General features: G+C 63.1%; 25 protein-coding genes and 1 other RNA gene. All 26 read left to right on the forward strand.

Annotated features, from left to right (window positions below):
• The first annotated feature begins 93 nt into the window (after window positions 1-93).
• The 26 genes from yqfD to PQG80_RS01225 all read left to right on the forward strand — a co-directional run bounded on the left by yqfD (window position 94) and on the right by PQG80_RS01225 (window position 25753).
• Window positions 94-1296 (forward strand): sporulation protein YqfD, encoded by a 1203-nt coding sequence (yqfD, locus tag PQG80_RS01100; protein WP_271749278.1) that lies wholly within the window; start codon window positions 94-96, stop codon window positions 1294-1296.
• Window positions 1297-1302: 6 nt separating this feature from the next.
• Window positions 1303-2274, forward strand: coding sequence for a PhoH family protein (locus tag PQG80_RS01105; protein WP_271749279.1), 972 nt, complete (start codon window positions 1303-1305; stop codon window positions 2272-2274).
• Between the two features lie 15 nt (window positions 2275-2289).
• On the forward strand, window positions 2290-4548 hold the full coding sequence (locus PQG80_RS01110; protein ID WP_271749280.1) for an HD family phosphohydrolase: 2259 nt from the start codon (window positions 2290-2292) through the stop codon (window positions 4546-4548).
• Window positions 4545-5117, forward strand: coding sequence for an rRNA maturation RNase YbeY (ybeY, locus tag PQG80_RS01115; RefSeq protein WP_271749281.1), 573 nt, complete (start codon window positions 4545-4547; stop codon window positions 5115-5117). The genes PQG80_RS01110 and ybeY overlap by 4 nt, the downstream gene beginning before the upstream one ends.
• The gene (locus tag PQG80_RS01120) at window positions 5114-5485 is read left to right on the forward strand and encodes a diacylglycerol kinase family protein (protein WP_271749283.1); all 372 of its coding nucleotides are present in this window, start codon (window positions 5114-5116) and stop codon (window positions 5483-5485) included. The genes ybeY and PQG80_RS01120 overlap by 4 nt, the downstream gene beginning before the upstream one ends.
• A 39-nt stretch (window positions 5486-5524) precedes the next feature.
• Entirely contained in the window at window positions 5525-5974 is a 450-nt protein-coding gene (cdd, locus tag PQG80_RS01125) for a cytidine deaminase (RefSeq protein ID WP_271749284.1), read from the forward strand.
• Window positions 5971-6876, forward strand: coding sequence for a GTPase Era (gene era, locus PQG80_RS01130; RefSeq protein ID WP_271749285.1), 906 nt, complete (start codon window positions 5971-5973; stop codon window positions 6874-6876). The genes cdd and era overlap by 4 nt, the downstream gene beginning before the upstream one ends.
• A 108-nt stretch (window positions 6877-6984) precedes the next feature.
• Window positions 6985-7143 carry a YqzL family protein gene (locus PQG80_RS01135; protein ID WP_271749286.1) on the forward strand — a complete coding sequence of 53 codons (159 nt, stop codon included), beginning with the start codon at window positions 6985-6987 and terminating at the stop codon, window positions 7141-7143.
• A gap of 91 nt (window positions 7144-7234) precedes the next feature.
• Window positions 7235-7999, forward strand: a complete 765-nt coding sequence (recO, locus tag PQG80_RS01140) for a DNA repair protein RecO (RefSeq protein WP_271749287.1) — start codon at window positions 7235-7237, stop codon at window positions 7997-7999.
• A gap of 137 nt (window positions 8000-8136) precedes the next feature.
• Window positions 8137-9057, forward strand: coding sequence for a prenyltransferase (locus tag PQG80_RS01145; protein ID WP_271749288.1), 921 nt, complete (start codon window positions 8137-8139; stop codon window positions 9055-9057).
• 23 nt (window positions 9058-9080) lie between these two features.
• A complete protein-coding gene (locus tag PQG80_RS01150) occupies window positions 9081-9809 on the forward strand; it encodes a DUF6081 family protein (protein ID WP_271749289.1) in 729 nt (242 codons plus the stop codon).
• A 387-nt stretch (window positions 9810-10196) separates the two neighbouring features.
• Window positions 10197-11084 (forward strand): glycine--tRNA ligase subunit alpha, encoded by an 888-nt coding sequence (gene glyQ / locus PQG80_RS01155; protein ID WP_271749290.1) that lies wholly within the window; start codon window positions 10197-10199, stop codon window positions 11082-11084.
• Complete coding sequence (gene glyS / locus PQG80_RS01160) at window positions 11077-13164, forward strand: glycine--tRNA ligase subunit beta (protein ID WP_271749291.1); 2088 nt, start codon at window positions 11077-11079, stop codon at window positions 13162-13164. The genes glyQ and glyS overlap by 8 nt, the downstream gene beginning before the upstream one ends.
• 39 nt (window positions 13165-13203) lie before the next feature.
• Window positions 13204-14010: a pyruvate, water dikinase regulatory protein gene (locus PQG80_RS01165; RefSeq protein ID WP_271749292.1), complete on the forward strand. Its 807-nt coding sequence runs from the start codon at window positions 13204-13206 to the stop codon at window positions 14008-14010.
• A 168-nt stretch (window positions 14011-14178) separates the two neighbouring features.
• A complete protein-coding gene (locus PQG80_RS01170) occupies window positions 14179-14649 on the forward strand; it encodes a YaiI/YqxD family protein (RefSeq protein ID WP_271749293.1) in 471 nt (156 codons plus the stop codon).
• Window positions 14650-14697: 48 nt separating this feature from the next.
• The gene (gene dnaG / locus PQG80_RS01175) at window positions 14698-16524 is read left to right on the forward strand and encodes a DNA primase (RefSeq protein WP_271749294.1); all 1827 of its coding nucleotides are present in this window, start codon (window positions 14698-14700) and stop codon (window positions 16522-16524) included.
• A 31-nt stretch (window positions 16525-16555) separates the two neighbouring features.
• Window positions 16556-17692 carry an RNA polymerase sigma factor RpoD gene (gene rpoD / locus PQG80_RS01180; RefSeq protein ID WP_271749295.1) on the forward strand — a complete coding sequence of 379 codons (1137 nt, stop codon included), beginning with the start codon at window positions 16556-16558 and terminating at the stop codon, window positions 17690-17692.
• 105 nt (window positions 17693-17797) lie between these two features.
• Window positions 17798-18631: a hypothetical protein gene (locus PQG80_RS01185; RefSeq protein ID WP_271749297.1), complete on the forward strand. Its 834-nt coding sequence runs from the start codon at window positions 17798-17800 to the stop codon at window positions 18629-18631.
• Entirely contained in the window at window positions 18628-19449 is an 822-nt protein-coding gene (locus PQG80_RS01190; RefSeq protein ID WP_271749298.1) for a tRNA (adenine(22)-N(1))-methyltransferase, read from the forward strand. The genes PQG80_RS01185 and PQG80_RS01190 overlap by 4 nt, the downstream gene beginning before the upstream one ends.
• Window positions 19416-20531, forward strand: a complete 1116-nt coding sequence (locus PQG80_RS01195) for a Nif3-like dinuclear metal center hexameric protein (RefSeq protein ID WP_271749299.1) — start codon at window positions 19416-19418, stop codon at window positions 20529-20531. The genes PQG80_RS01190 and PQG80_RS01195 overlap by 34 nt, the downstream gene beginning before the upstream one ends.
• Before the next feature lie 150 nt (window positions 20532-20681).
• An RNA gene (gene rnpB, locus PQG80_RS01200) (RNase P RNA component class A) lies at window positions 20682-21093 on the forward strand.
• A 58-nt stretch (window positions 21094-21151) separates the two neighbouring features.
• A complete protein-coding gene (locus tag PQG80_RS01205) occupies window positions 21152-21649 on the forward strand; it encodes a Fur family transcriptional regulator (protein WP_432432704.1) in 498 nt (165 codons plus the stop codon).
• Between the two features lie 180 nt (window positions 21650-21829).
• Entirely contained in the window at window positions 21830-22540 is a 711-nt protein-coding gene (locus PQG80_RS01210; RefSeq protein ID WP_271749300.1) for a metal ABC transporter ATP-binding protein, read from the forward strand.
• Window positions 22483-23397: a metal ABC transporter permease gene (locus PQG80_RS01215; protein WP_271749301.1), complete on the forward strand. Its 915-nt coding sequence runs from the start codon at window positions 22483-22485 to the stop codon at window positions 23395-23397. The genes PQG80_RS01210 and PQG80_RS01215 overlap by 58 nt, the downstream gene beginning before the upstream one ends.
• A complete protein-coding gene (locus PQG80_RS01220) occupies window positions 23394-24353 on the forward strand; it encodes a metal ABC transporter substrate-binding protein (RefSeq protein ID WP_271749302.1) in 960 nt (319 codons plus the stop codon). The genes PQG80_RS01215 and PQG80_RS01220 overlap by 4 nt, the downstream gene beginning before the upstream one ends.
• 167 nt (window positions 24354-24520) lie before the next feature.
• Window positions 24521-25753, forward strand: coding sequence for an aminopeptidase (locus PQG80_RS01225; protein WP_271749304.1), 1233 nt, complete (start codon window positions 24521-24523; stop codon window positions 25751-25753).
• The last annotated feature ends 39 nt before the right edge of the window (window positions 25754-25792 follow it).

A 25792-nucleotide genomic window follows, 5' to 3' on the forward strand; every position in this document is an offset into this window, starting at 1 on the left:
GCGCATAGACGAGCGCCCGGGGCGCGACGGGCGCATCCGCGCCTATCGCGCTCCGGGCGGGCGGACAAGCCGGCAAGACAGGGGGAGAAGCCGTTGAAGGATCATTGGATAAGCTACATCCGCGGCAGCGTGCGCGTGAGGATTGTCGGCGGGGATAGCCGGATATTTCTGAACGCGGCCGGCACCAACCGGATCGAGCTCTGGGACATCGCCTACGACCGCGAAGGCCGTCTGTCCTTCCGGGTGTCCGTGCCGGACTTTTTTGCGCTTCGCCCGCTGCTGCGGCTGGCCGGAAGCCGACCCCGCGTGCTCGAGCGCCGCGGGCTGCCGTTCAAGCTAGGCCGCCTGTCGCGGCGCAAGACGTTCGCCGGCGGCCTGCTGCTGTTCGTCGCCGCGCTGTTCGCGTTGTCCACGCTGATCTGGGACGTGCAGGTCCGCACGGACGAGACCGTGCCCGAGGCCGAGATTCGCAAGGCGGCCGCCGCGGAGGGCATCCGGCCGCTGCAGTGGTCGCCCCGCCTGCCCGACACCTCGGAGCTGGCGCACCGGCTCGCCCGCCGGCTGCCGGATGCCGCGTGGGTAGGCGTCGAGAAAAGCGGGACGCGCTACGTCATTTCGGTCGTCCGCTCGAACAAGCCCGAGGAGAAGGCGGAGAGCGGTCCCAGCGACCTGATCGCGAAGGCCGATGCCGTCGTGACGCGGATCGTCGCGGAGAGCGGACGGCCGCAGGTCGCGCGCAACGCGCGCGTGCGCAAAGGCGAGACGCTGATCTCCGGTCAGCTCGGCGAGGCCGACCGGATCAAGCTGGTCGCTTCCCGAGGCGAGGTGCGCGGGCTCGTATGGCATGAGTACAGCATCGTGTCCCCGCTCGCGCGGAGCACGAATTATTATACGGGCGATTCCGCGGATCGCACCTACCTGGTCATCGGCAACCGGGCGCTTCAGACGGGCGGCTACGGCCAGGATCCGTACGCGGCTTCCAGAACCTTCGCGGATTGGCGGAGATTCAAATGGGGGAGCTGGACGCTGCCCGTCGCGGTCCTGAAGGAGAAGGAGATGGCGGTCGAGAAAAGAAGCGAACGCCTGACGCCGGAGGCGGCGAGGGAAGCCGGGCTGGCGCAGGCGAGAGCGGAAGCGCTGTCCGCGGCGGGCAACGACGCCGTCATCAAGGCGGAAAAAATTTTGCATGAACAAACGGAGAATGGTAAAGTGATGATACGTGTACTGTTTGAAATCGAACAATCGATTGCCGTACGGCGCCCGATCGCGACCGATCCCAATATGCAGGGGGAATGAGGCTTTTTGACTGACAGCAGGCACCTAATCACGATTCCTCTCCGCAACGCCGCGGAGGGACTGGCTCTATTCGGTCCGCAGGACAAGTTTCTTCGCATGATCCAACAGGAGACGGCAGCCGTTATCCATTCCCGCGACGCTGAGATTACCGTCGAGGGCGCGGAGAGCGACTTGCGGTCTCTTCAGCAATTTTTCGACACCGTCCTGCAGCTGATCCGCAGCGGCCTGACGGTCGGAGAGCGCGACGTGCGCTACGCCTTCGAGTTGGCCCGCGAGATGAAGGCCGACCAGCTGCTGGCGCTGTTCCAGGGCGAGATCACGACGACGTTCAGAGGCAAGCCGATCGTCCCCAAGACGCTCGGCCAGCGGCACTACATTACGATGCTCCGCAAAAAGGACATCGTCTTCGGCATCGGTCCAGCCGGTACCGGCAAGACCTACCTGGCCGTCGTGTCGGCCGTAGCGGCGCTCAAGGAGGGGCGCGTCAAGCGCATCCTGCTGACGCGTCCCGCCGTGGAGGCCGGCGAGAATCTGGGCTTCCTGCCCGGCGACATGCAGGAGAAGGTCGATCCGTATCTGCGCCCCCTCTACGACGCGCTGAACGACGTGCTCGGACCCGAGGGCGTGGCCAAGGCGCTCGAGCGGGGCATGATCGAGATCGCGCCGCTGGCCTATATGCGCGGACGCACGCTGGACGACTCGTTCGTGATCCTCGACGAGGCGCAGAATACGACCGGCGAGCAGATGAAGATGTTCCTGACGCGGCTCGGCTTCGGCTCCCGGATGGTCATCACCGGCGACGTCACGCAGATCGACCTGCCCAAGGGCAAGAAGTCCGGCCTGAACGAAGCGCAGCGCATTCTGAAGGACATTCCCGAGATCGGACTCGTGTACTTCTCCGAGCAAGACGTCGTCCGTCATGCGCTCGTCCAGAAGATCATCGTGGCCTATCAGAGGGACGACGAGACAAATACGTAAAGGAGCGAACGCCGGATGAATCGGACACGAAGCGGCCCGGCGGGTACCTTATCTTCCTTTGTTGCTGCAGGATGGAAGCAGAGCGCGGCGGTCAAGGGACTGCTGCTGCTCGCCTTCGTCCTGCTGTTTTATTTCAGCCTGGCGACGCGCCTCGTGCCGGAGACGTACGATATCACGCTTGGCGCGAAGAGCGAGCACGACATCAAGGCGCCGCATCAGGCGACCGACGAGAAGGCGACGCTCAAGGCCCAGGAGGAAGCGGCCGAGAAGATCGGCGCCATCTATCCTTACGTGGCGCTGCACAACGAAAATCTCATCGACAGCATTCTCGTCCGCATCGACCAGCTCAACCAGGACGACCAGGTGACGCTGGAGCAGAAGATCCAGATCTACCGGACGGAGCTGCCGGACCGGGTCGATCAGTTCATCGATACGTTCATCAGCACGAGCTCGGGGACCTACTCGGCGAGCCTATTCGAGGAAATGAAAAAAGCGGTGCAGGCGCAGTCATACCGGCTGCCCGAAGAAACGTTCTACAAGCTGCCTAAGCTCACAACGGAGCAGATCGCGGAGATGCGTACCGTCGGCCGGGACGTCGTCCGCCGGTTGATGGCCGACCCGATCACGGACGCCGAAGCCGCGCGCGCCAAGGTGGCCGAGCTGGTCAACGGCAGCTCGCTGACCCTTAAGACGCAGCGCGAGATCGTGCAGGAGCTATCCCGGTTCGTCCTTACGCCCAACAAGTTCTACGACAAGGACGCGACCGAGGAGGCCAAGGTCCAGGCCAAGCAGAATACGCCTCCGGTGGTGATCAAGCAGGGCGACGTCATCGTCGACGCCGGACAAGTCATCGACCAGGAGACGTACGAAAGGCTGGACGGCTTCGGGCTGCTCAAGGAGCAGAAGACGTACTGGCCGCAGCTCGGCGCGCTGATGCTGTCGATTCTGTTCATGCTCGCGCTCTACACTTACGCCGAGCTGTCCGCCGCGGCGTCCAAGCCCGCGCTCAAGCGGACGAACGTAGACTGGCTGATGCTGCTTTTTATATTCGCGATCAATATTCTCGTCATGCATTTGGTGGCGCTGGCCCACAGCGAATCGTGGCCATACATGATGTTCATCGCCCCGATCGCGCTGGGGAGCATGCTCGTGACGCTGCTGATCGACGTCCAGACCGCGATGGTCAGCTCGCTGCTGTTCGCGATTCATGCCAGCATCGTGATGAACGTCGAGCAGACGAGCCTGTTCGACTTCCGCTACGGATTCGTGGCGGCGGTCGTGCTGTTCACGTCGGTGCTCGCGATCCATCGCGCGAGCCAGCGCTCCGCGATCCTGAAGGCGGGGATCATGGTCAGCCTGTTCGGCTCGTTCGCCGTAACCGCGCTCACGCTCGTCGGTCCCGATCCGGATCGTACGCAGCTCGTCCAGTCGGTCGGCTTCATGTTCGGGAGCGGCCTTCTGACCGCGGTTCTGGTCATCGGCATCATGCCCTTCTTCGAGATGACGTTCGGGATCCTGTCCGCGCTTAAGCTCGTAGAGCTGTCCAATCCCAATCATCCGCTGCTGCGCAAGCTGCTGACGGAGACGCCGGGTACCTACCACCACAGCCTGATGGTCGGCAATCTGTCCGAGGCCGCGGCGGAGTCCGTCGGCGCGAACGGGCTGCTCTGCCGGGTCGGCTCCTTCTACCACGACGTCGGCAAGACCAAGCGGCCGCTGTACTTCATCGAGAACCAGAACGGCGGGGACAACCCGCACGACAAGCTCGACCCCAAGGTCAGCGCCTCGATCATCATCGCGCATGCCAGGGACGGCGCCGAGATGCTGAAGGCCTACAAGCTGCCCAAGCAGATCCGGGATATCGCCGAGCAGCATCACGGGACCACCTTCCTCAAGTTTTTCTATTACAAGGCGGCCAAGCTGGCGGAGCAGGCCGGCGTGCCGAACGAATGGACGGAGGACGATTTCCGTTATCCGGGCCCCAAGGCGCAGTCCAAGGAAGCCGCGATCGTCGGCATCGCGGACAGCGTCGAGGCCGCGGTGAGGTCGCTGGGCGCGCCGACCGTGGAGCAAGTCGAATCGATCATCGCCAAGATTATCAAGGACCGGCTCGACGACGGGCAGCTGAGCGAATGCGACCTGACCGTGCGGGAGTTGAACCAGATCGCCGAGACGCTGAAAACGACCGTGATCGGCATGTTCCATTCGCGGATCAAATATCCGGAAGAAAACGCCGTTAAAAACGAGATCGACAAAAAGGAGCGAAAAGCATGAGCCTGAAGCTGGAATGGGTGGACGAGCGGACGGATGCCGCGGCGGCGGGAGAGAGCGGGTGGCCGGCGCTGCTGACGCGGCTCCTGAACGAAGCGGGCGAGGCGGAGGGCGTCACCGAGGGGATCGTCACGCTGACGCTGACGGACAACGAGGGCATACGGGAGCTGAACCGCATGTACCGGGACCTCGACAAGGCGACCGACGTCCTGTCGTTTCCGATGCGGGAGCAGGGCGCCGAGGAGCTGGAGATCCGGTACGAGGACGATTACGAGACCGCGACGGTCGACATCGCCTACGGCGAAGAGGGCGACGAAGAATCGCCGGCCGACGGCGAGCAGGCATCCGGCGCCGAACGCATCGAGGAGCTGCTCGGCGACATCGTGATCTCCGTGCCGCGGATGCACGAGCAGGCCCACGAATACGGACATAGCGCGGAGCGGGAGCTCGGCTTTCTGTTCGTGCACGGCTTCCTGCACCTGATGGGCTACGACCATGGCACGGAGGACGATGAACGGGCGATGTTCGCCAAGCAGGAAGCCATTCTCGCACGGGCGGGCCTCACGCGGTGAGCCGCAACCAGTCCGAGCCGGCGTCGTTCCGGCACGCGCTCGCCGGGATCGCGTACGCGCTGCGGACGGAGCCGCATATGCGGTTCCACCTGGCGGCGAGCGCGGTGGTGCTGGCCGCCGCCGGATGGCTCGATCTGCCGCGCGGGGACTGGATGTGGCTGCTCGCGGCCTGCACGGCCGTGCTCTGCGCCGAGCTGGTCAACACGGCCGTCGAGCGGGCGGTAGACCACGCTTCCATGCAGCGGAGCGAGCTGGCCAAGGCGGCCAAGGATACGGCTGCCGGCGCGGTGCTGATCGCTTCGATATTCGCGGCCGCGGTCGGATTGATCGTGCTGCTGCCCCCGCTGTGGGAGCGCTTCGCAGGCTAACAACTTCGGGGCGGACCGCCCCGATTCGGAGGATGACAGATGGGGGACATTAATCTAGAGGCGCTCGGATGGACGCCGGAGCAGCTGCTCGCAGAGGCGTCCAAGGCAATGGAGAACGCCTACGTGCCGTATTCGAACTTCAAGGTCGGAGCGGCGCTGGTCGACGGCACGGGAGCGATCCACTACGGCTGCAACGTGGAGAACGCCGCATACAGTCCCGGCAATTGCGCGGAGCGCACGGCGCTGTTCCGCGCGATCGCGGACGGCCACGCGCCGGGCAGCTTCCGCGCGATCGCCGTCACGGGCCGCACCGAGGGACCGATCACGCCATGCGGCGTGTGCCGCCAGGTGCTGGTCGAGCTGGGCGGACCGGACATGCCCGTCATCATGGGCAACGATAAGGGAGATCTATCGATCATGACGGTCGGGCAGCTGCTGCCCGGCGCATTCACGCCGGCTAGGCTGGCGGAGGGAAGGAACCAAGCATGAGCGATTCGAAAAGCAAATTCAAGTCGGGCTTCGTCGCGATCGTCGGACGGCCGAACGTGGGCAAGTCGACGCTGATGAACCAGGTGATCGGACAAAAGATCGCCATTATGAGCGACAAACCGCAGACGACCCGCAACAAGATTCACGGCGTTTATACGACGGATGACAAGCAGATCGTCTTCCTCGATACCCCGGGCATTCACAAGTCGAACTCCAAGCTCGGCGACTTCATGGTGAAGTCGGCGCTCGGGGCGCTAGAGGAGGTCGAAGCGATCCTGTTCCTCGCCGACGTATCGGAGGAGCTCGGGGGCGGCGACCGATTCATCATCGAGCAGCTGAAAAAGGTGAAAACGCCGGTCTTCCTCGTGCTGAACAAGATCGACAAGGTGCAGCCCGAGGCGCTGCTGCCGATTATCGGCAAATACAGCAAGCTGCATGACTTCACGGAGGTCGTGCCGGTGTCGGCCCGCGACGGCAACAACGTGAACACGCTGCTCGAGCAGATCGGCCGCTATCTGCCCGACGGCCCGATGTACTATCCGGCAGACCAGATCACGGACCATCCGGAGCAGTTCATCTGCGCGGAACTGATCCGGGAGAAGATCCTACAGACGACGCGGGAGGAGATTCCTCACTCCATTGCCGTCGAGATCGAGAGCATGGGGACCGGCGACAACGGCGTCGTCAACATCGGCGCGGTCATCTACGTCGAGCGGCCGTCGCAGAAGGGGATCATCATCGGCAAGAACGGCGCCGCCCTCAAGGAAGTCGGCAAGCGGGCGCGTCACGACATGGAGCGGTTGCTGGGATCCAAGATTTTTTTGGAGCTGTGGGTCAAGGTCAAGGAAGATTGGCGCAACCGGGAATCGGTGCTGAAGACGCTCGGCTTCAGAAACGATTGACTTCCGGCTTTTAGGACAAATGTTGACAGGCATACGGGGATGCGCGCGGTGGCATTCTAACGGTGGCGATATGGGAAGATTTCATTTCCACCGGGAGGATGTGACGCTGTGCGGGACTTCACGTGGCACGTCTTTACGCAGACCGGCGATATCGAAGCCTACCTGCTGTACAAGGAAATGATTCAGCCCGGAACCGCCGGTCTGGCGCCGGACCAGCCGGTTCCAGAGGGCGAAGGGGAAGTGGACGGCGCGGGAGCTTTGTCTTAAGGATGGGCTTCTGCCCGCGCCCGGCGCGCACCGCGATGGCAGGCGGCGCGTGACCCCGCCCCGACGGGGCGACAGAAACGGGGAGAGGCCGTTGCTCTATCGGACGGAAGGCATCGTCATTCGCAGCATCGATTACGGGGAAGGCAACAAGATCGTCACGATCATGACGCCGTCGCTGGGCAAGCAGGGCATCGTGATCAAGGGCGCCCGCAAACCGAAAAGCCGCTATTCATCGCTCGCCCAGCTATTTACGCTCGGCGATTTTTCCTTTTACAAGGGCGGCGGCCTCGGCAGCCTGAACAACGGCGAGATCATAGATTCGTTCAGAGGGCTGAGAGAAGGGCTAGATCAAGCCGCCTATGCTTCGTATATGGTGGAGCTGTGCGACCGCGCCATTCAAGACGAGGACGCGGGAGCCTATCTCTACCACCAGCTTCATGCGGGTCTCCAGGCGATCTCCGAAGGCAAGGAGCCGAGAATCGTCGCTCGGCTGTTCGAGATGAAGATCGCGGCCGTGGCGGGTTACGCGCCGATGCTGGAGGCCTGCGCGAACTGCGGGCGGGAGGATGGTCCTTTTTATTTCAGCGCGGCGGGGGGCGGCGCCCTGTGCCAGCTCTGTCGCCATCGCGATCCGAGGGCGATGGAGCTTGATGAAGGCGTATGGAAGCTGCTGCGCGTATTCTCCGCGATGGACATGCGCAGGCTCGGCAACGTGACGGTCAAGGAAGCTACGGCCAAGCAGCTGGCTCAGGTCATGCGGCGGTGGTACGATCATCATCTGGCGCTGAATCTCAAGTCGCGGCATTTTTTGGACCAATGGGAGCGGGGGGACGATTTCTTCAAACCGGTACCCTAATTCGACAGAGTGTGCTATACTATAGTAAGTAACATACGCGATGCAAGCTTGGATACGGGTTCGCTTGACCGGCAGGACGGCGAAGCCGTTTTCTTATGCGCAAATTCATAGAAAAGTAGACGAAAGGATGCGTGGCATTGGATAAATTCAAACGGTTCATGAAGGCCTCGCGGATGCGCGTCATACCGGTCATGCTGATGCCCGTCGCCCTCGGCGCGCTGGGCGCATACGTATGGGACGGCGCGTTTAACGCTTGGCTGCTGCTGCTGACGCTCGTCGGGTCCGGCGCCGCTCACTTGTTTTCGAATATGATCAACGATCTCTGGGACTATAAGAACGGCACGGACGAGGCAGCGAAGAATACCGAGGGCGCCATCGGCACGAACTCGGGGTATCTGACCAACGGCGTGTGGAGCCTGCGGACGTTCGCGGCGGTCACTTGGGGATTGTTCGCGATCGCGGCGATCAGCGGCATCGCTTTGGCATGGCTAAGCGGGATTTGGGCATTCGTATTCGGCGCGCTTGGCGGCTTGATCGCTTATTTCTACGTGGCGCCGCCGATCCGATTCGGCTACCGGGGCAAGGGCTACAGCGAGCTCGCGATCCTGCTCGCGTTCGGCGTACTGCCGGTGCTCGGCTCCTACTACGTCCAGACGTCGACGTTCGATTACCGGGCGATTCTGCTGTCGCTGCCGATTGGGCTGCTCACCACGCTGATTTTGTTCAACCATCATTTTCTCCATTGGCAGGCGGACCGCGCAGCCGGCAAGCGGACGCTGGTCGTCGTCTGGGGAGAACGGCGCGCGCTGCAGTTCTCCCGATTGCTGCTCGGGCTCGCGGCGCTGTCGCTGGTCGCGGCCGTGCTGGCGGGCGCGCTGCCGTATTATGCGCTGGCAGGGCTGCTTACCGGGATCCCGCTCTACCTCACCTATGGCAGGCTTCAGGCGCAGAACAGCTCGCGCGCGTATCTGCCGCTCATGGGCGCATCCGTGCAGGCGGCCAACCGCTGCGGATCCGTTCTCATCCTATGCTTGATCATACAGGGCCTTATCCATTAACTTGACGGGAAGTGACTGCCGCGATGGAGAAACAATTGGTTTTCGGCGATTTTCACCGCATATTGTCCGAAGGCGAGACATGGAAGATCGGCGGTTTTCCGCTGCCCGACGGCACGTTCTGGGAATATCGGGAGCCGGACGCGGTCGTCATCGTCCGCAACGGCATCCTGTACGTGCGTGCGCCGCTCAGCCGGAGTCACGACCGGGTGCAGATTCTCGACAACGCCAAGCACATGTACTATTCGGTCGAGGAGGTCGTCGTGCCGGAGCGGGGCGAAGTCAGCTTCGAACTCGACATCCGCGCCCGCAGCACGGGCACGGCGCCAGGCGATCTATACGACGGTTATGTGTCCCTCAACCTGCTCGACTTTACGACCGGTGCCGCGCTCGACTTTTTCGCCGGCAACGACAAGTACGCCTCCGTCTACGCGGTGCTGCCGTTCCCTGGCGTAGAGGTGCCGAAGTCGGACAAGACCCGATTCTTCTGCGTATTCCAGGAAGATACGAACTTCAAGGCGCGCGAGTTCAATACGTACAAGATCGTATATAACCGCGCGGAGGACGAAGTCGTCTTTTACCTGAACGGCGCCGAGGTGCGCCGCGAGCGCAACGTGCCGGTCAAGTTCAACCGCTTCACGATCGCGCTCGGCATCATGACCGAGAAGGATCTGACCCCGGAGGGCAGCGTGTCGGTCCATGGCCAGACCGTCATCGCCGAGTATTCTCCGGTCAAGGTGACGATCCGCGAGTAGGCGCCGCCATTTGACATCCGAGACATCGATCGGATAGAATGTTGCCATAACGATGGCATGTGTCTCGTTGAAGGAGAGAGTAGCCGGTTGCCTGTCGGCAGCTGCAGCGAGCCGGGGGCGGTGCGAGCCCGGCGCGACGAACCGGCGAAGGGCGCTCCGGAGAGAACGGCCATACCAAAGAGCGGGCAAACGAAGGAACGCGGGAGCGGGCCGCATACAGCGGACCCGGCCTTACGGCGATCGCTTCGGGCGTCAAGTAGGGTGGAACCGCGGGATCAAGCTCCCGTCCCTATGTCTGCGCGGCAGACGTGGGACGGGAGTTTTTTGTCGCGTTCCGGCGCCGCGCAATTGGCGGATTCGATCCCAAATTACGAAGGAGTGGCGGATTTGAATTTTCAGCAGATGACCCTGACGCTGCAGCAATTCTGGGCGGAGCAGGATTGCATCGTCGTGCAGCCGTACGACACGGAGAAGGGCGCGGGCACGATGAACCCGATGACGTTCCTGCGGACGATCGGACCGGAGCCCTGGAACGTCGCTTACGTGGAGCCGTCCCGCCGTCCGGCGGACGGACGCTACGGCGAGAATCCCAACCGGCTGTATCAGCATCACCAGTTTCAGGTGATCATGAAGCCTTCGCCGGACAACATCCAGGAGTTGTATCTTGAGAGCCTGAGACGGCTCGGCATCGACCCGCTCCGGCACGACATCCGCTTCGTCGAGGACAACTGGGAATCGCCCACGCTCGGCGCCTGGGGCCTCGGCTGGGAAGTTTGGCTGGACGGCATGGAGATTACCCAGTTTACTTATTTCCAGCAGGTCGGCGGCATCGACTGCCACCCGGTCGCCGTGGAGATTACGTACGGCATGGAACGCCTCGCCTCCTATATCCAGGACAAGGAGAACGTATTCGATCTGGAATGGGTGAACGGCGTCTCTTACGGAGACGTGTTCAAGCATCCGGAATACGAGCATTCGAAGTATACGTTCGAGGTGTCGGACGTGGCGATGCTCTTTAACCTGTTCTCGACTTACGAAGCCGAAGCGAAGCGCGCGATGGATGAAAATCTCGTGTTTCCGGCTTACGATTACGTGCTCAAGTGCTCCCATACCTTTAACCTGCTCGACGCGCGCGGCGCGATCAGCGTTACGGAGCGTACGGGTTATATCGCGAGAGTCCGCAATCTGGCGCGTTCGGTCGCGGCGACGTTCCTGCAGGAACGCGAGCGGCTCGGATTCCCGCTGCTGAAGAAGGAGGCGCCCCAAAATGCCTAAGGATCTGCTGCTCGAGATCGGCCTCGAGGAAGTGCCGGCGCGGTTCGTGCGCGGCGCGATGGAGCAACTCAAGGACAAGACCGAAAAATGGCTCGCGGACAATCGTCTCGCGCATGAAGGCGTGACCGCCTACGCGACGCCGCGGCGTCTCGCCGTCGTCGTCAAGCGGCTGGCCGACCGTCAGGAGGACGTCAGCGAGGAAGTTAAGGGACCTGCGCGCAAGATCGCGCGGGACGAGAGCGGCGCCTGGACGAAGGCCGCGCTCGGCTTCGCCCGCAGCAACGCGGTGGAGCCGGACGCGCTGTTTTTCAAGGAGCTCGGCGGCGTCGAGTACGTCTACGCCAACAAATCCAGCATCGGCGTGGAGACCGCGGGCCTGCTGCCAGAGGCGCTGCCGGCGATCGTCACTTCGATGACGTTCCCCAAAAACATGCGCTGGGGCGCCTACGACCTTCGCTTCGTGCGTCCGATCCGCTGGCTCGTCGCGCTGCACGGGGAAGCGGTCGTGCCGTTCGCGATCACGGACGTCGAGACCGGCCGCACGACGCGCGGGCATCGCTTCCTCGGTGCGGACGCGGTGATCGCCGACCCTTCCGAGTACGTGTCCAAGCTCCGGGACCAGCACGTCATCGTCGACGTCGAGGAGCGGCGCGAGGCGATTCTGGCGCAGCTCGGCGAGCTGGCCCGGTCCAATGGGTGGCAGATCGCGATCAAGGAGGACCTGCTCGAAGAGGTGCTGTTCCTCGTCGAGACGCCGACCGCGCTGTCGGGCTCGTTCGATCCCGCCTTCCTCGAGATTCCGCAGGAGGTGCTGATCACCTCGATGCGCGAGCATCAGCGCTACTTCCCGGTGTTGGACGCGGAGGGCAAGCTGCAGCCGCACTTCGTCACCGTGCGCAACGGCGACGCAGCCATGCTCGCCACGGTGGCGAGGGGCAACGAAAAGGTGCTTCGCGCGCGCCTCTCGGACGCGAAGTTCTTTTACGCAGAGGATCAGAAGGGCCGGATCGACGCCTTCCTGCAGAAGCTGGAGAGCATCGTCTACCACGAGGAGCTGGGCACCGTCGCCGACAAGGTTCGCCGCATCCGCGCGACCGCCGACAAGCTCGCGGAGCTGCTGCGGGCGGACGAGGCGGTTCGCGTCCGGACGTCGCGGGCGGCCGACATCTGCAAGTTCGACCTGGTCACGCAAATGGTGTATGAGTTCCCCGAGCTGCAGGGCATCATGGGCGAAGATTACGCGCGCAAGTTCGGCGAGGATCCGGCGGTCGCCCAGGCGATCAACGAGCATTACTCGCCGCGCAACGCCTCGGACAATCCGCCGGGGTCGCTGGTCGGCGCGATCGTCGGCATCGCCGACAAGCTCGATACGATCGTCGGCTGCTTCCTCATCGGCATTATCCCGACCGGTTCGCAGGATCCGTACGCGCTGCGACGCCAAGCGGCGGGCATCGTCTCGACGCTGCTGGCGCACAGCCTCGAGCTGAAGCTGTCCGATCTGTTCAGGCTGTCGCTCGACGTCTACGCCGCCGCCGGCCTCGGCAAGCGCGAGGCGTTCGACGTGACCAAGGACCTGAGCGAATTTTTCGCGCTGCGGGTAAAGAACGTATTGACGGAGCAGCAGATCCGCTACGACGTCACCGACGCGGCGCTCGGCGCCGGCTGCGACGACGTCCGCCGCACGGTGCTGCGCGCGCAGGCGCTGCAGGCCGCTGCAGGCGGGAGCGGCCGCGAGGCGTTCCGCCCGGCGGCGGAGGCGTTCGGCCGCGTCGCGAACCTGGCCGCCAAGGGCGGGGATTCGCGCCAAGTCGATCCGTCGCTGTTCGCCGATCCGGCTGAGGGCGCGCTGTACGAAGCGTGGATCGCCGCGCACGGCAAGATCCTGACGGCGACCGCGGAGGCGAGGCTGTCCGAGGCGCTGGCCGCGCTGTCCGAGCTGAGCGGCCCGATCGCTTCGTTCTTCGAGGCCGTCATGGTCATGGCCGACGACGAGGCGATCCGCCGCAACCGGCTGGCGCTGCTCGGGCTGATCGCGGACGACGTGCGGGGCTTCGCGGACTTCGCGAAGCTGGCGGGCTGATCCGGCCGGGCGCCGCGACTTGAACGGGAGGTGTTCCCCATGCAAGCAACAAGCGTGACCGTCTATGTCGTATCCGACTCCGCCGGAGATACCGGCGAGCTGGCGGTGCGCGCGGCGGCGGCGCAGTTCCACCCGCTCAAGGTGCAGATCAGGCGGGCCGGCTTCATCCAGCGGGAGGAAGCGATCGACGCGGTCCTCGAGGCCGCGCAGAGCGAGCGCGCCGTCGTGCTGTACACGCTGGTTATCGACGCGCTGCGGGCGTATATGTCCTCGGAGTCGAGCAGGCGCGGCATCTCCGCGATCGATCTGCTCGGACCGCTCATCGACCAGATGGAGCAGCGCTTCGGCTGCCAGTCCAGGCACGAGCCGGGACTGAACCACGTACTCGATGCCGGCTATTTCCGAAAGGTCGAGGCGGTCGAGTTCGCGGTCCGTTACGACGACGCGCGCGACGTGACCGGCGTAATGAAGGCGGACATCGTGCTGACCGGCGTCTCGCGCACGTCGAAGACGCCGCTGTCCATGGTCCTCGCGCACCGGACATACAAGGTTGCCAACGTGCCGCTCGTTCCGGAGCTTACGCCGCCGCGGGAGCTGTTCCTGGTGCCCAAGGCCAAGGTGTTCGGGCTGACGATCCGGCCGGATGCGCTGAACGCGATCCGCATCGAGCGGCTCAAGGCGCTCGGGCTGCCGAACACGGCGTCGTACGCGACGGCCGAGCGCATCCAGCAGGAGCTCGAGTACGCGCACGGCATCATGAAGAAGCTCGGCTGCATCATCATCGACGTATCGAACAAAGCCGTCGAGGAGACGGCCAGCCTGATCATGGAACGGCTGGAGAAATAGACGCGAATCGACAATCGCAGCGGCGGACAACCGGCATGCCTTCAAGGCGGCTGGTTGTTGCTTTCTTACCGGAAGTTCGCGTGAATTTTCGGGCTCGAGGAAGGATTTAACCCGCAAACAGCGTATATAATAGGGACTCACAACATAATCGATGAGCGGTGGTGTCGAATGCTGCAAAACCCGGTCCGGGTCGTCGTCGACGCGGACGCTTGTCCGGTGAAGCCGGAGATCGCCGCATGCGTGAGGGCCGCTGGCACCAGAGCCCTGCTCGTGTCTTCGCACGCCCATGTCCTGCGCGCGGAAGAAGGCGTCGACGTCGTCACGGTGGACGCCAGCGACCAGTCCGCGGATCTCTATATCGCCAACGCGCTGAGGGCGTCGGACATTCTCGTCACCGGCGATTACGGTCTGGCTGCGCTCGGCCTCGCGCGCGGGGCCGCGGTGATGACGCCGCGCGGCAAGATCATCGGCGAGGACGATATCGACGGGCTGCTGGCGCAGCGGCATTTCTCGGCCAAGCAGCGCCGCGGCGGCATGCGCACGCGGGGGCCCAAGCCGTTCACGGACGAAGATCGCGACCGATTTCAACAAAAACTGACATTGCTGCTCCGGAAGTTGCAGGAGAATTCGTTCTCTTAGCGAATTGTATTACGTGCCGAAATCGAACGGCAGGGCGGATGGCTTAAAATGAATAACGGCATGATCCCACAAGAGACGATCGACGAAGTGCTTCGGCGGTACGACATTGCGGAGACCGTCGGTCGTTACGTTCAGTTGTCCAGAAACGGCAAGTATCTGAAAGGGCTGTGCCCTTTCCACTCCGAGCGGACCCCGTCCTTTACGGTGACGCCGGAGAAACAGATTTTCCATTGTTACGGGTGCGGAAAAGGCGGGAACGTGGTCAAGTTCGTCATGGAAATCGAGAACGAGACGTTCCCCGAAGCGATCCGGAGCATGTGCGAGGAAGCGGGCATTCCGATCAACTGGCAGGCCCCCGAGGGCGAGCAGACGGAGCGGCAAAAGGAACGCTCGGTCCTGACCGAGGCGCATGCCTACGTGGCGAAGTTCTACCATGCCGTGCTGCGCAACACAGCGGCAGGAACGGGGGCGATGAACTACCTCCGGGACCGCGGCATGACGGACAAGCTGATCGAGGAGTTCGGGCTCGGGTATGCGCCGGCCAGATGGGATACGCTGACGCAGGCGCTGGACAAGCGCGGCTACGACTTGGCCGAGATGGACCGGGGCGGGCTCCTCTCGAGGCGGCACGAGGGCGAAGGCTTCGTGGACCGGTTCCGCGACCGCGTGATGTTCCCGATCCATGACGCGGACGGCAAGATCATCGCCTTCGCGGGGCGGTTGATGTCCGACGGCCAGCCCAAGTACCTGAACTCGCCCGAGTCTCCGCTGTTCAGCAAGAGCCGGACGCTGTACCGGTTCCATGCGGCGAAGGGCGTGATCCGCAAGACGAGGCAGGTCGTGCTGCTCGAAGGATATATGGACGTCATCAAGGCCTGGTCGGCCGGCGTCCACAACGGCGTGGCGACGATGGGCACCGCGCTGACCGGCGAGCACGCCGCCTTGCTTAAGCGCTACGCGGACGAGGCGGTCATCTGTTACGACGGGGACGACGCGGGGATGGCCGCCGCGAGCAAGAGCATCCCGCTGCTGGAGAACGCCGGCTTCAGAGTGCGGGTGGGCGTTCTGCCCGGCAAGATGGATCCGGACGAATACATCGCGGCCTACGGCTCCGAAGCCTTCATGCGGGAGATCGTCGAAGGCGCGGTATCGGCCCTCAAATTTCAGCTCATCTATTTGAGGAAATCCCATATACTGCTAGAAGAAGATGGGAAGCTCCGATATCTCGAGGACGCGATCAAGCTCGTGGCCAGGCGCGAATCGGCCACCGAACGGGAGCTGACGCTGAAGGAGCTGGCGCAGGAATTCGGCGCTTCGACGGACAGCTTGAAGCAGGACGTATTCAAGATTAGGCAGCAGGAGAAATTGGGAACGGCTGGGGATATTCCGGGCGGATCGTGGAATAATGAATGGAATGATAATCGAAGTTCGGCCAAGCTTCCCAAAGTATCCGTCGACTACGTCAAAGCCGAGCAGTATCTGCTGTCTTGGATGCTGCAGGACGGCGAGACGGCGGGGATCGTTCAGGAGAAACTGGGCGATCGCTTCCACGTGGAGGATCACGCGGCAATCGCTGCTTATCTATATGCCTATTACGCGCAGGGGAACCAGCCCGACATAGGAAGATTCATCGCCATGCTGCAGGACGACCGGCTGGAACGCGCGGCCAGCGCCATCGCGCTGATCGAGGTTCCCTTCGGGGAGCGGGAGCTTGCGGATTGCATTCGGACGGTCGAGCGACAGGTAACGAAAAAAGACGATTTGCAGAGCTTGTACGAGGAAATGAACCGAGCGGAGCGTACCGGCGATCCATTGCGCGCCGCGCAAATATTGACAGAGATTATCGCCCTGGAGAGACGGCAGAAGGAAAGCTGATGCCGCCGCTGCGGGGAGGAGGGAGTCGGAAATGGCGAACGATCAACACACCGGACTCGAGACGGAGAGCTCGCTGGAGCAGGTCAAGTCGCTGCTCATCGAGCAGGGCAAGAAAAAGGGCGGACTGACTTATAAAGACATCATGGAGAAGCTGTCTCCGTTCGACCAGGACGCCGAGCAGATCGACGACTTCTTCGAACAGCTCGCCGATCACGGCATCGAAGTCGTCAACGATCACGACGAGATCGGAGGCGGACGCGACCGCGAGCGCGAAGAGGACGAACGCGACGAATTCAACTTCGACGACGACCTGTCGCTGCCGCCGGGCATCAAGATCAACGACCCGGTCCGGATGTACCTGAAGGAGATCGGACGCGTGCCGCTGCTGGGCGCCGACGACGAGGTCGAGCTGGCCAAGAAGATCGAGATCGGCGGCGAAGGCGGCGAAGAGGCCAAGAAGCGTCTCGCCGAGGCGAATCTGCGTCTGGTCGTCAGCATCGCGAAGCGTTATGTCGGACGAGGCATGCTGTTCCTGGACTTGATTCAGGAGGGCAACATGGGGCTGCTCAAGGCGGTCGAGAAGTTCGACCACACCAAGGGCTACAAGTTCAGTACGTACGCGACGTGGTGGATCCGCCAAGCGATCACGCGGGCGATCGCCGACCAGGCGCGCACGATCCGGATTCCCGTGCATATGGTCGAGACGATCAACAAGCTGATCCGCGTATCGCGCCAACTGCTGCAGGAGCTCGGCCGCGAGCCGGCGCCGGAAGAGATCGCGGAGCAGATGGAGCTGAGCGTGGACAAGGTACGCGAGATCATGAAGATCGCGCAGGAGCCGGTGTCGCTCGAAACGCCGATCGGCGAGGAGGACGACTCGCATCTGGGCGACTTCATCGAGGATCAAGAGGCGTTGGCGCCTGCCGACGCCGCGGCTTACGAGCTGCTGAAGGAACAGCTGGAGGACGTGCTGGATACGCTGACCGAGCGCGAGGAGAACGTACTTCGCCTGCGCTTCGGCCTCGACGACGGCCGCACGCGCACCCTGGAGGAAGTAGGCAAGGTATTCGGGGTTACGCGCGAGCGGATCCGTCAGATCGAAGCCAAGGCGCTCCGCAAGCTTCGCCACCCGAGCCGCAGCAAGCGCCTGAAGGACTTCCTGGAATAAGCCCCGAACGCCAGGCTGCGTTCATGCAGAGGACCTTGCGCCGATCCATGGGCCGCAAGGTCCTCTTGGCTTCCCGGGCGTTACGTATCGAGAGGAGCTATCTACATGCCTCCACTGGACGAGGACAAGAGGAAATGGGTCGTGCGGGAGATCGAATCCTGGCGCCGAGCCAAGATGCTGCCCGAGCAATATTGCGACTTCCTGCTGAATTTGTATCTGGACGATCTGACGGTCCGGCCGAAAAGCGCCGTAGGCGAAAAGCTGCGGCAGATCGGTCATGCGCCGGGTAAAAAGTGGTTGTATGTCATTGGCATATTTTCCTTGATCTGCCTTGTCGTCCTTCATTTTAGCGCGTTTCCGTTGGCATTGCAAATAGCGGTCGCGGTCATCGGCACGGGCGGGCTCGTCGGTCTCGGCTCCCGTTACAGGGAGCGTCTGCCGGCTCGCGGACTGGCGCTGCTCAGCACGGGCATGCTGCTGCTGCCGGCGGCGGGCACGGCCATCTTGTACGTACAGGGATGGACGGATGGTCCCGGACTGTTCGTGCTGCTGCTCGCGAGCGCGCTGATCTGGATCGTCTGCGGCATCGCCGAGCGCTTCGCGGTGCTGCACTGGCTCGGATGGATGGGCGTGACGGCGTTGTACGCGGCCGTTCTGTCCCGCCAGGTGCCGGATCCGAGTTGGCTCGAAGTGCAGGTATTCTGGGTGCCGGCCGCGCTGTTGTTCGCCTGGCTCAGCTGGTTCGCTCACGTGAAGTTCAAGGCGACCGGCGCGGTGCTGTTCGCGACGGCGCTGATCCTCTGGTTTATGCCCGAAGTGTATTCTGCGCTGTTCGGCGTAGACAGGGAGTGGATTCAGATCGAACTGCTCTTTAAAATCGCGCTGGTCGGCACGTTGATGTTCCGGCTGCGCAGACAATGGATGGAATGGGTTGCATGACGATGAACGAAAGTAACGGCAAAAACTCCATTGAATCGCCCAAGCTCTCGAGGCGTCTCGCGGCGTTGGCCGAGCTCGTGCGGCCCGGGGCGCGGTTCGCGGATATCGGCACCGACCATGCGCTGCTGCCCGTACATCTGGCGCTGAGCGGCAAGATCGCCTATGCGGTCGCCGGCGACGTGAACGCCGGACCGGCAGAGGCCGCCAAGCGACAGGTGCGGGCTGCGGGCGTCGAAGGCATCGTATCTGTCCGGCATGGCGACGGCTTGTCCGTGCTCGCGCCCGGCGAGGTGGATACCGTGTGCATCGCGGGCATGGGCGGCAGCCTGATGGTGCGGTTGCTGGACGAGGCGGGCGATGCGCTATCGGGCGTCGCGACGCTCATTCTCTCCCCGCACGTGGCGGAGGATCAGGTGCGGCGCTGGCTTGAGGCGCACCGGTACGTGCTCGAGCTCGAGCGGATCGTGGAGGAGGACGGCGAGAGCTACACCCTGTTGCGAGCCGTTCGCGCCCAGTCCGAGGCCGACGCTGCGGCGCGACATCGGGACCTGTACGATACGGGCCTGCTCGGCCCTGGCTGCCCTCCCGTACCGGCGGGGCTGCTGTACGAGATGGGGCCGCTGCTGCTCCGCGCGCCGGACGAGGCTTTTCTGGCGAAGTGGCGCGGCGAGCTGGCGAAGCGGGAGTGGATCGCGCAAGGCATGAAGCAGTCGGCGTCGGCGGATACCAGGGCCAAGCTGGAAGCCTGGGAGCGCGCGATGGCCGAGATCGGGGAGGTGTTGACATGTTTGCAAGGGGAGAGACGATCGCGCAATTGATGGAGCGTCTCGCGCCGAAGCACTTCGCGGTCGAAGGCGACAAGATCGGCCTGCAGGTCGGATCGCTGCGTCGCGAGGTGAAGCGCGTGCTGGTGACGCTGGACGTGAACCCGGCGGTCGTAGCGGAAGCGGCGTCCCTCGGCGCAGAGCTGATCGTCGCGCATCATCCGGTCATCTACCGGCCGCTCGCGCATCTGCAGACGGACACGCCGGCAGGCGCGCTTGCCGCCGAGTTGATCCGCCGTGATATCGCCGTATACGTGTCGCACACGAACCTCGACACGGCGGAGGGCGGGTTGAACGACTGGATGGCGGAGGCCCTCGGGCTGGAAGGACGCGACGTGCTGGAGGAAGTCCACACGGACAAACTGTATAAACTGGCCGTCTACGTGCCGCGCACGCACGCGGAGGCGGTGCGGGACGCGATGTTCCGCGCGGGCGGCGGCTGGATCGGCAACTACAGCCACTGCAGCTTCAACGTCGAAGGCATCGGCACGTTCATGCCGCGCGAGGGCAGCGCTCCCTACATCGGCAAGCCGGGCAAGCTGGAGAGCGCGGAGGAGACGCGGATCGAGATCGTCGTATCGGATAGCGCGCGCAAGGCGGTCGTGCAGGCGATGCTCAAGGCGCATCCTTACGAGGAGGTCGCCTACGATCTGTACGGCGTCGACTTGAAGGGACGTTCGTTCGGGCTCGGGCGTGTCGGCAAGCTGCCTGCGGCCATGCCGCTGGACGCGTTCGCCGAGCTCGTCAAGGAGCGGCTGGACATGCCGTTCGTCCGCGTCGTCGGCGACGGGGCGAGGCAGGTGCGCAAGGTCGCGGTGCTCGGCGGCTCCGGCCGGAGCTACATTAAGCGCGCGGCATTCATGGGAGCGGACGTGCTCGTCACCGGCGACATCGACTTCCACTCCGCGCAGGACGCCGAGGCGAGCGGGCTCGCGATCGTCGATCCAGGCCATTACGCGGAGAAAATCATGCGGCCCAAGACGGCGGCGTGGCTGCGCGAGCGGCTCGCCGAGAAGGGCTACGGGACGGAAGTGTTCGCTTCGGAGGTGCACACGGATCCGTTCCGGTTGAAATAGCCTTCAACGGGCAGCTCGGGGACCGATCGCTCTTTCTCGCGTGGCGGACAAACTTTAGTTTTGCCGCTTCACACCCCGCCAGCCGTACAATGGGCATGCCTGCCATTGTGCATGGGCGCGATATTGGTTATACTTATCGGTGCATATCGGAAAGTTCGACGGACAATCGCTGGCGGCTTCGCGCCGCGAGAGGAAAGTCCGGGCTCCGCAGGGCAGGATGCTGGATAACGTCCAGTCGGCGCGAGCCGAAGGATAGTGCCACAGAAATGGACCGCCGATGGCCGCGATTCGTCGCGGATCAGGCAAGGGTGGAACCGTGGTGTAAGAGACCACGAGGAGCACTGGCGACTTTGCTCCTGGTAAACCCCATCCGGAGCAAGACCGAAGAGGAACGCAGCGGCCTTGAGCCGCGGCCCTTGCCCGGGGCGCGTTCGGGTTGGTCGCTCGAGCCGTGCGGCAACGTACGGCCTAGATAGATGATTGTCGCTTCCATACGTGGGAGGACCACCAGGTCCGCTTTACCACCGGAAGTACAGAACCCGGCTTACGTCGCGCTTTCCGATTATGCGCTAATGAATCCGTCCTTGCTTTTTACATAAAGGATAGGAGGTTGAGATTCGATGAGCGTGCACGAGCACGAAGAAGACTGCGATCACGACGCAGGATCGGCTGGGGACGCTTCGACTGTCCAGGAGATGGTGTCGATGATGAGCAGGGCCGGATGGCGGATTACCGACCAGCGCCGGACGCTTGCCCGCATTTTCGCGGATACCGACGGTTACCTGTCGCCCAAGGATGTCTACGACCAATTGACCGTGAAGTACCCGAGCGTCAGCTTTAATACCGTATACCGCAACCTCCGTATGCTGAGCGATATGGGCGTGCTGGAGCAATTTTATTTTATGGACGGCGGGCTGAAGTTCAGGGCGAACTGCGCCAAGCATCACCACCATCACCTGATCTGCACCAACTGCGAGAAGACGCTGTCGTTCGATTACTGCCCGATGAAGGAAGACCTGGAGCTGCCCGGCAGCTATCGCGTGCTGAGCCATCGCTTCGAGATATACGGCGTGTGCGAGGCGTGCCAGCAGGAGAGCGCCAAGTCGATTGCCCGCTAACAAGGGCTGGCTAAGGGTTAAACGCTGTTGACGCGCTTCCGAGGTACTGTTATATTGTCTAAGTGTAATTGTTACGGATAATGGAATGAACGATTCCGAGGCCGGCTGCGAAGCGGGCTTTTGCTATGCGATATAAGCGTAAGTTTTACGATAAAGAGGAATGGTAAGGAGGAGAACGGAATGGCGCTCGTCGCAATGGAGCAAGTCGTGTTCGGGTACGACGACGTACCGAGCCTGGAGGATGTCAACCTGGAGATCGGATCGGGAGAGTTCGTCGCCGTGACCGGACCGAACGGCGCATCCAAGACGACGCTGCTCCGTCTCATGATGGGCCTGCTCGCACCCTGGAAGGGACGGATCCGGCTGGCTTCCCGCGGCGCGGGCGGCGGCAAGCTGGCGATCGGTTATGTGCCGCAGCAGATCGCCGCGTTCAACAGCGGCTTTCCGAGCAGCATCCTGGAATTCGTGCGATCCGGCCGATATACCAAGGGCTCCTGGCTCAGGAGAATGAACGCCCGGGATCATGAGCAGACGGAGCTGGCCTTGAAGCAGGTGGGCATGTGGCATCTGCGGCACCGCAAGATCGGAGAGCTGTCGGGCGGCCAGAAGCAGCGAATCTGCATCGCGCGGGCGCTGGCCATGGAGCCGGACCTGCTCGTGCTGGACGAACCGACGACCGGCATGGACCGGGAGAGCCGGTTCGGATTTTACGAGCTGATGAAGACGCAGACGGAACAGTACGGACGCACGGTCGTCATGGTCACGCACGGCCTCGACGAAGTTTCGCCTTACTTGGATCGCATCATCGAATTGGAACGGAAGGAGGATGGCAAGTGGAGATGCTGCACTACGACTTCATGCAGAGGGCATTTCTCGCCGGCGCACTCATAGCGCTGGTGGCGTCGGCGCTCGGCGTTTACCTCATGCTTCGCCGGCAGGCGCTGATGGCCGATATGCTCTCGCACGTCTCGCTGGCGGGCATCGCGGCCGGCGCGTATCTCCACTGGAATCCCACCCTGACCGGATTCGCCATCGCCATCGTCGGCGCGGTCGCCGTCGAGTACGTGCGGCGATCCTACAAGACGTACAGCGAGATCTCCGTCGCGATCATCATGGTCGGCGGCCTGTCGAGCGCGGTCATCATCATGAATCTCGACCAGAGCGTGAACAAGAGCTTCTCTTCCTATTTATTCGGCTCCGTGGTGGCGGTCAACCGGACCGAGCTCATCCTGATGCTCGCGGTGTCCGTGCTCGCCGCTTTATTCTTCATTCTGATGCGGCGCCCGCTGTACCAGATGACCTTCGACGAGGACACGGCCAAGACGTCCGGCCTGCCGGTGCATTGGCTGTCCCTCGCGTTCAGCGTCGTGACCGGGATGATCGTGGCCGCGGCGATGCCGATCGTCGGCGTGCTGCTCGTCTCTTCGCTCGTCGTGCTGCCTGCGGCCCTCGCGATCCGGCTGGCTTCCAGCTTCGCCGCGGCGATCATGCTGTCGATGGCGTTCGGTCTCGGCGGCGTATGGTCGGGGCTCGCGGCTTCTTATACCTTCAGCACGCCCCCCGGCGCGACGATCGCGCTCATCCTGCTCGCGATCCTGCTGGTCGGCATCGGTCTGAAGAAGGCCATGCTGCAGGCGGCGAAGCGCAGAAGCAGGCTCGGCATCGCCTCCGCTCCCGATACGCCGTTCGAAGCGACGCGCTTCACGAGCGCGGTGCGCGCTGCGGAGAAGGGAGAGTCGCGCGGATGAAGTCATACTTAGGCAGGACGTCGCTGGCGGTCGCCGCGGCCATGCTGCTGCTCGCGGGATGCGGATCGAAGGACGGTGCCGGCAGCGGATCGGATGATGGCGCGGAGCGCAGGCTCAAGGTCGTCGCCAGCTTTTATCCGATGTACGAATTCTCCAGGCAAGTCGCCGGAGACCGGGCGGATGTCGTCCTGATGGTGCCGGACGGCGTGGAGCCCCATGATTGGGAGCCGACGCCCAAGGACATGGCGATGCTGTCCGAGGCCGACGTGTTCGTCTACAACGGAATCGTCGAGGGCTGGGCCGAGCAGGCGCTCGCAAGCGCCAAGAACGCGAAGCGCGTGGACGTGGAGGCGGCGGCCGGTCTCGAACTTAGGCCCGGCTCCGCCGAAGACGAAGCGGATGCGGAATCGAGCGGCGGCCACGACCATGAGAGCGCCGACCCCCACGTATGGCTCAGTCCCGCGCTGGCCCAGCGGGAGGTCGAGCGCATCCGGGACGGACTCGCGCAGGCGGATCCCGCGCACCGGACCGACTACGACGCGAATGCCAAGGCTTACGTCTCCAAGCTTCAGAAGCTCGACGCGGACTTCAGGGACGCGCTCGGCGCGCCGAAGCGCAAGGCGTTCGTGACGCAGCATGCCGCGTTCGGCTATCTCGCGCGCGAATACGGGCTGACGCAGGTGCCGATCTCGGGACTGTCCCCGGATCAGGAGCCGACCCCCGCGCAGATGGCCGCCGTCGTGGAGGAGATCGCGTCTCTCGGCATCTCGACGATCTTTTTCGAGGAGCTGGTCGATCCCAAGATCGCGGAGACGATCGCGGGCGAGACGGGCGCGAAGACCGAGGTGCTGAACCCGATCGAGGGACTGACCAAGCAGGACAAGGCGCAGGACCTCGATTATATCGGCATCATGGAAAAAAATCTGGCGGCGCTCGAAAAGGCGTTGAACGAATAGCGCCCGACCCGATCCCACCTTAAAACCCCGGCTCCCGGGGTTTTTTGCGTGGCTAAAACTTAAATCCGCTGGACCGAATAAAAATGACTCATCAGTTCAGTTTGTGATCCGCAGCCGAATTCGATACAATTAGGAAAGCAGTACAATCTCGAAATGGAGCGTGCGATATGTCCGAATTCGAACGGGATTTGTCCAAGTACGCCGAACTGATCGTCAAAATCGGCGCCAACGTGCAGAAGGGGCAGGACGTCTACGTATCCAGCCAAATCGAGGGAGCTGCGCTCGCGCGTCTGGTCGTAGAGCATGCTTACCGGGCCGGCGCGGCCAACGTCATCGTCGATTGGGCCGACGATACGCTGACCCGTCTCAAATACGACCATGCCGAGGCGCAAGCATTCACCCAGTTCCCCGAGTGGGAAAAGCAGCGTCGCAACGAGGTCGTGGAACGAAACGGCTGCTTCATTTTCCTGAATTCGTCCAATCCGGATCTGCTGAGCGGCGTCGATCCGAAGAAAATCGGCAGTTACCAGAAGGCGGCCGGCGAGGCGCTCGCCGTATACCGGCAGGCGACGGCTTCGGACAAGATCGCCTGGACGATCGCGGCCAGCGCCACGAAGGCGTGGGCGGCGAAGGTGTTCCCCGGCGAGTCCGCCGAGACCTCGTTGCGCAAGCTGTGGCAGGCGATCTTCGACGCGGTCAGGCTCCATGCCGAGGACCCGGTGGACAACTGGCGCGCGCATGACGCCAGCCTGCAGGCGAGGGCGGCCTGGATGAACGAGCAGCGATTCGCGAAGCTGCGCTACCGGGCGCCGGGCACGGACCTCACGATCGGCCTGCCGGAGCGCCATCTCTGGATGACGGCGGGCGGCACCAAGCCGGACGGCGTCGGCTTCATGAAGAACATGCCGACGGAGGAAGTGTTCACGGTGCCCCATCGCGACGGCGCCAGCGGCTACGTGAGCAGCTCCAAGCCGCTCAGTTACAGCGGCACGCTCATCGACCGCTTCAAGCTGACCTTCGAAAACGGACGAATCATAGGCGTTGAAGCGGCGGAGGGCGAGGAGATTCTGAAGCAGATCGTCGAGACGGACGAGGGCTCGCATTACCTGGGCGAAGTCGCGCTTGTGCCGCACCGCTCCCCGATTTCCAATGCCAATATTCTGTTTTACAACACGCTGTACGATGAAAATGCGTCCAATCACCTCGCGATCGGACTCGGCTTCCCTTTTACCATCGAAGGCGGCAAGACAATGTCTCCTGATGAGCTCCGCGCTGCCGGCGTGAATGCGAGCGTCGTGCACGTCGACTTCATGATCGGCTCTGCCGACATGGACATCGACGGCATTCTGTCGGACGGCCGGACGGTGCCGGTATTCCGCGGCGGCAACTGGGCCAACTGATCGGCAGGCGTCTACCAATAAGAACGATGATGGAGGATG

Origin of the sequence: Cohnella rhizoplanae, assembly GCF_948329515.1 — a bacterium.
Lineage (GTDB): Bacteria > Bacillota > Bacilli > Paenibacillales > Paenibacillaceae > Cohnella > Cohnella rhizoplanae.

What these genes read in the sequence shown, in the direction of transcription:
- PQG80_RS01110 (WP_271749280.1), top strand. Translation starts at nt 2,290, where the DNA reads ATGAATCGGACACGAAGCGGCCCGGCGGGTACCTTATCTTCCTTTGTT.
- ybeY (WP_271749281.1), top strand. Translation starts at nt 4,545, where the DNA reads ATGAGCCTGAAGCTGGAATGGGTGGACGAGCGGACGGATGCCGCGGCG.
- cdd (WP_271749284.1), top strand. Translation starts at nt 5,525, where the DNA reads ATGGGGGACATTAATCTAGAGGCGCTCGGATGGACGCCGGAGCAGCTG.
- era (WP_271749285.1), top strand. Translation starts at nt 5,971, where the DNA reads ATGAGCGATTCGAAAAGCAAATTCAAGTCGGGCTTCGTCGCGATCGTC.
- PQG80_RS01150 (WP_271749289.1), top strand. Translation starts at nt 9,081, where the DNA reads ATGGAGAAACAATTGGTTTTCGGCGATTTTCACCGCATATTGTCCGAA.
- glyS (WP_271749291.1), top strand. Translation starts at nt 11,077, where the DNA reads ATGCCTAAGGATCTGCTGCTCGAGATCGGCCTCGAGGAAGTGCCGGCG.
- PQG80_RS01165 (WP_271749292.1), top strand. Translation starts at nt 13,204, where the DNA reads ATGCAAGCAACAAGCGTGACCGTCTATGTCGTATCCGACTCCGCCGGA.
- PQG80_RS01170 (WP_271749293.1), top strand. Translation starts at nt 14,179, where the DNA reads ATGCTGCAAAACCCGGTCCGGGTCGTCGTCGACGCGGACGCTTGTCCG.
- dnaG (WP_271749294.1), top strand. Translation starts at nt 14,698, where the DNA reads ATGAATAACGGCATGATCCCACAAGAGACGATCGACGAAGTGCTTCGG.
- rpoD (WP_271749295.1), top strand. Translation starts at nt 16,556, where the DNA reads ATGGCGAACGATCAACACACCGGACTCGAGACGGAGAGCTCGCTGGAG.
- PQG80_RS01185 (WP_271749297.1), top strand. Translation starts at nt 17,798, where the DNA reads ATGCCTCCACTGGACGAGGACAAGAGGAAATGGGTCGTGCGGGAGATC.
- PQG80_RS01190 (WP_271749298.1), top strand. Translation starts at nt 18,628, where the DNA reads ATGACGATGAACGAAAGTAACGGCAAAAACTCCATTGAATCGCCCAAG.
- PQG80_RS01195 (WP_271749299.1), top strand. Translation starts at nt 19,416, where the DNA reads ATGTTTGCAAGGGGAGAGACGATCGCGCAATTGATGGAGCGTCTCGCG.
- PQG80_RS01205 (WP_432432704.1), top strand. Translation starts at nt 21,152, where the DNA reads ATGAGCGTGCACGAGCACGAAGAAGACTGCGATCACGACGCAGGATCG.
- PQG80_RS01210 (WP_271749300.1), top strand. Translation starts at nt 21,830, where the DNA reads ATGGCGCTCGTCGCAATGGAGCAAGTCGTGTTCGGGTACGACGACGTA.
- PQG80_RS01220 (WP_271749302.1), top strand. Translation starts at nt 23,394, where the DNA reads ATGAAGTCATACTTAGGCAGGACGTCGCTGGCGGTCGCCGCGGCCATG.
- PQG80_RS01225 (WP_271749304.1), top strand. Translation starts at nt 24,521, where the DNA reads ATGTCCGAATTCGAACGGGATTTGTCCAAGTACGCCGAACTGATCGTC.